This window comes from Ruminococcus difficilis, assembly GCF_016680995.1.
The window spans coordinates 1-4,237 of the sequence record NZ_JAEQMG010000115.1 but is presented as its reverse complement, the minus strand read 5'-3'; the positions used below and the strand labels follow the sequence as shown (position 1 = coordinate 4,237).

The following is a 4,237-nucleotide window of genomic DNA, read 5'->3' as shown; positions in this document are numbered from 1 at the left end:
GGTATTGGCAGCTTGCCGCATAGTCAAGGTTGCAACATTGCAGCAGTATAGATACCTGCAATCTTGCAATGTTCCTTTTCGGGAAGTGACAATACAAAAGTTTTTGCTGGGTGCAGGGAGCCCTTTTCAAAGGGCTGCCCTTGCCCCTCGGAGAGCGCAAAACCTGCTCGCAGGTTGCATTTTTGATAGCTCTGCTGTCAAAAGTGCTTTTGCGTTACTCTTGGCAAGAGTAACAGAACCCGAGTAAGCAATTCAGTAAAAAGATAGATGAATATTATTAGAGATTTGAGGTAGATAAATGAAGAGAACGATCAGCGCTATGGTGGGTAAAGGCTCTGTCACGCACAACAGCCGAGCGTTTACGGCGGAGAACGTGGACAGCGAGCGTACCCATTTGAATATAGATTACTGTAATGAGCCAATCAAGAAAGTGTATCACGAAATGTTTGATGAAGCTCTGAAACAGTACAACGATAAACAGAAACGCAAGGACAGAAAGATAGCCGATTATTACAAGCATATTGAGTCCGGAAAGCAGGAAAAGCTGTTCCACGAGATCATCTTCCAAATAGGCAACAAGGACGATATGTCTGCGACAGGAGAACACGCCGAGCTTGCGAGGACAATCCTCGACGAATACTATCAAGGCTTCCAAGAGCGCAATCCCTACCTGCGAGTGTTCTCCGCTCACCTTCATATGGACGAAGCGACGCCGCATATCCATATCGACTTTGTACCATTCACCACCGGGAGCAAGCGAGGTTTGGAGAAACGAGTTTCGCTGAAACAGGCTATGCTTAATATGGGCTTCAAAGGCGAGGGAAAGAGCGACAACGAGTTGAACCGTTGGATACTTTCCGAAAAGGAAGTCCTTGCTCAGATTATGGAGCGGCACGGTATCGAGTGGGAGCAGAAGGGCACTCACGAACAGCATCTGTCCGTCCTTGATTACAAAAAGCAGGAGCGAGCCAAAGAGGTTGCCGAGCTTGACAGGGAGATTGAAGAAAAGCAATTAGAGGTCAAAGGACTGAAAGCGACGGTTGAGAAAATCGAGGAAGCAAAGGAAATTCTCGGCGACGTCGAAAAGCAGCTTGACGAAGATCCGCAACTGCAACTCCATGAGCCGCAGGGCTTGATGACGGCAAAGAGCTACAAGAAAAAGTTTGTAGATCCGCTGATTAACCGGTTAAAAAACCTTGTCCGAACCGTCCTCGCCAAAAGTTATCAGGGCTGGGAGAATTACCACCGTATCAATAATCTGAACGGCAGATTGCACCGTGAAAACGAACATCTGAAATATGAAAACTCCAAGCTCAAAGAGCTCAACGGTATGCTCCGTGAGCAGAACAAAGGGTACCGCCTGTTGGAAAAGGTTTTCGGAAAGCGCAAGCTCAATGAGATTATCGAGCAGGCGAGAAGTTTCAAAAAGTCAAAACAGCGTGACGCACGCTAATATATTATGAAAGGTTGATGAACAATGGAAAAGAGAATTTATGACAAGAAAACAGGCATTCAATACGAGCTGCAAGGCGATTATTACCTTCCGTGTCTGACGCTCCCCGAACAGCCAAAGGTTGAAATCGGTATTTGGGGCAAGCGGCATTTGCGCTACATCAAGCAGCATCATAAAATCCGCTATACCAATCTGATGACAACCTGTAAGCTCACCGCATATCTCGCCGACATTGACGAGCAGGCAGAGGATATGTTCTTTCGGTTAGTAAAACAACTCGCCGAAAAAGAAGGCGTAACCGAACAGCTCAAAGCAGAAAATCAAATGTTGTGGGTTGCAAGGATGAACAATATTCGCAACCGAGCAACAGAGATTGTAAATACAGAGTTGGTTTACACCTGATAAGTGCAGCCGCCAAGTGGGTTAACCTCCTGCTTGGCGGCGTTTTCTATTGACAAATGAGGCGGACGATGTTATTATTATGTTACTATTAGTAATATCGGAGGGATGGGTACGGACTATATTATTCTTGGGTTGTTAATACTCAGCAACAGGACAATTTATCAATTGAGAAGCCGAATTGATAAAGGGCTGAATATTATGTACAGCAGCAGCACCGGAAGCATTCAGGCAGCTATAAAGAAACTCCTGAATAACGGATACATTGATTACCGTGATATTCAGGATAATGGAAAGAAGAAAAAAGAATACTATATTACCGATGCCGGCAGACGGGAATTTAACAACTGGATTAACAGCCCCATTGATTCTGCGGGGATAAAGTGTCCCGAACTATCGAAGATTTATTTTATGGGTTTTTCAAAACAGGAAAACCGTTTTGAAAATACTCAGGAGTACATTACTGAATTAAAGAATAAATATGATTCATTGAAGATGATTTGCGATGAATCAGGATTATTCATACGATCAATCAATTACGATAATTTGGATAATGAAGCGAAAGATATTATTTTTTATCAGCTTGCTGCCGCGCGTTTTGGGCGTGATTTAATGTCTTTTGCAATCAAGTGGTATGAACAATTTTTAATTGAAATGAGGAAATGTGATGAATAGACAAAGAAAAGCAATCATAGAAGCAAACAAAGTATCAACAGTTGAAGAGTTTGTTTTGGGCGGTTATCTGCAGAAGGTGCTGATAGAAGGAAAATACGAGAATCTTCCAGTAGTTATTACGTTGCACGGCGGTCCGGGTTCACCAATTCCGTTCTGCGTCGGTGCAAGAGGCTTGTTTCCCGAATTCACGGATAACTGTATTCTTGTGTCTTGGGATCAATACGGTTGCGGTATCAATAATGCAAAGCTGCCCGACGATGTATCTATTAATGACTTTGTAAATATGACCATTGAGTTAATTAAGGAAATCAAAAGAAGATTCCCTCAAAATGCTGTTTGGCTTTTAGGAATGTCTTGGGGATCGGTTTTATCTGCAATGGTTGCGGAAAGGTCTTCTGAAATAATTGACGGGGTGATTACATATGGTCAGGTGCTCTATCAGCTGATGCAAAGCCAAGAAACAATAGATGCGCTGATGAAATCTAAAGCACCCCAAAAACTAAAAATCGAACTCAAAACAGCTGTTGATTCCAAAGAATTTAATAATAAGACGGCGATGAGACTGAGTAGTGCAATACGTAAGTATACATACGGCTACAACAATCCAAACGAACCGAAAGCTAAAGTGGGCAAAATAATCCGTGGCATTATGACAAGTCCCGATTACAAATTCAAAGATTTTAAGGCAATTGTAATGAACGGTTATATGAAAAACACAAGCCTTATTACGGAGCTGTCAGAGCTTGATTTGCGTGAATCTCTGAAAAGCGTGTCTGTTCCGTATCATATCATTCAGGGAGAGACAGATATAGTAACTTGCACAAGCAGTATTGTTTCCTTCGTTGAAGAATCTGATAATCCAAATCTTACTTGCAAAGTCATACCCAACAGCGCACATATCCCCGGTGTGAACGGAATGCAGGCTGTATTTGAAGAGATACGCAAATTGAATATTATAGGGAATAATGTATAAACAATTAAACTCACCTGTAACGGCAAAAGGTTTATGGTAATTATATTTACCCTAATAATCAAGTTTTGCTCCTCAGAGGGCGCATAAACAGCGCCTTTTGAAGCCTAAAATCGTTACACTGTTTCGATTGCAATAAAGATACGAATAATATACAAATCCTATTGAAAACAGAACTAAAATGCGGTATAATAACCGTACAGAAAAGTTTATCCAACACAGCTAAATACTCTCGCTGTTATCAACGCTGATAACAAAATGATAACAAGAGGGGATATAGGCAGGAGAATATGGATATATCAAATAATCAAAAGTACCACAGATAGCACAGATAATAATTCATACACAGATTTGTTTATGTGCTATCGAGTGGGAATAAATTTCTAATTTAGAATTATAAATCACAGCCGCCAAGTGGGACATTCTCCTGCTTGGCGGCGTTTTTCTATTGTGAGATTGGCTGTTCTATGGTACTGTTATCATAGCCTTAAAATTTTTTTCTATATTTTTGGGATATTTTGCTGTTTTGAGTTGTTAGTATAGTGAAAGGTCTTTCAAAAGCATCGTAAGGAGATTGTTCCTTTGTTGCTATTATCTTGGAAAGGGGAGGAATGTATGGAAGCTGCCGAGTTTAATAGAATTGCAGGTAAATATATCGATGTTGTATATAGAACAACGCTCAGTTATTGCAAAAATAAAAATGACGCTGAGGACGCTGTTCAAAATACATTTTTGAAGCT

General features: G+C 41.3%; 5 protein-coding genes. All 5 read left to right on the top strand.

Annotated elements, in window-relative coordinates; all coding sequences use genetic code 11:
* Positions 1 to 247, top strand: a 247-nt coding sequence (locus JKK62_RS17360; protein WP_207752177.1) for a hypothetical protein, incomplete at its 5' end; no start/stop codon positions are given.
* Between the two features lie 51 nt (positions 248 to 298).
* Positions 299 to 1,453 carry a plasmid recombination protein gene (locus tag JKK62_RS10855; protein WP_201427917.1) on the top strand — a complete coding sequence of 385 codons (1,155 nt, stop codon included), beginning with the start codon at positions 299 to 301 and terminating at the stop codon, positions 1,451 to 1,453.
* A 24-nt stretch (positions 1,454 to 1,477) separates the two neighbouring features.
* A complete protein-coding gene (locus JKK62_RS10850) occupies positions 1,478 to 1,855 on the top strand; it encodes a TnpV protein (protein WP_201427916.1) in 378 nt (125 codons plus the stop codon).
* 105 nt (positions 1,856 to 1,960) lie between these two features.
* Positions 1,961 to 2,527, top strand: a complete 567-nt coding sequence (locus tag JKK62_RS10845) for a PadR family transcriptional regulator (protein WP_201427915.1) — start codon at positions 1,961 to 1,963, stop codon at positions 2,525 to 2,527.
* Positions 2,520 to 3,500, top strand: a complete 981-nt coding sequence (locus JKK62_RS10840) for an alpha/beta fold hydrolase (RefSeq protein ID WP_201427914.1) — start codon at positions 2,520 to 2,522, stop codon at positions 3,498 to 3,500. Before JKK62_RS10845 ends, JKK62_RS10840 begins: the two co-directional genes overlap by 8 nt.
* The last annotated feature ends 737 nt before the right edge of the window (positions 3,501 to 4,237 follow it).

Coding starts and splice junctions, on each gene's coding strand:
- JKK62_RS10855 (WP_201427917.1), top strand. CDS start 299: ATGAAGAGAACGATCAGCGCTATGGTGGGTAAAGGCTCTGTCACGCAC.
- JKK62_RS10850 (WP_201427916.1), top strand. CDS start 1,478: ATGGAAAAGAGAATTTATGACAAGAAAACAGGCATTCAATACGAGCTG.
- JKK62_RS10845 (WP_201427915.1), top strand. CDS start 1,961: ATGGGTACGGACTATATTATTCTTGGGTTGTTAATACTCAGCAACAGG.
- JKK62_RS10840 (WP_201427914.1), top strand. CDS start 2,520: ATGAATAGACAAAGAAAAGCAATCATAGAAGCAAACAAAGTATCAACA.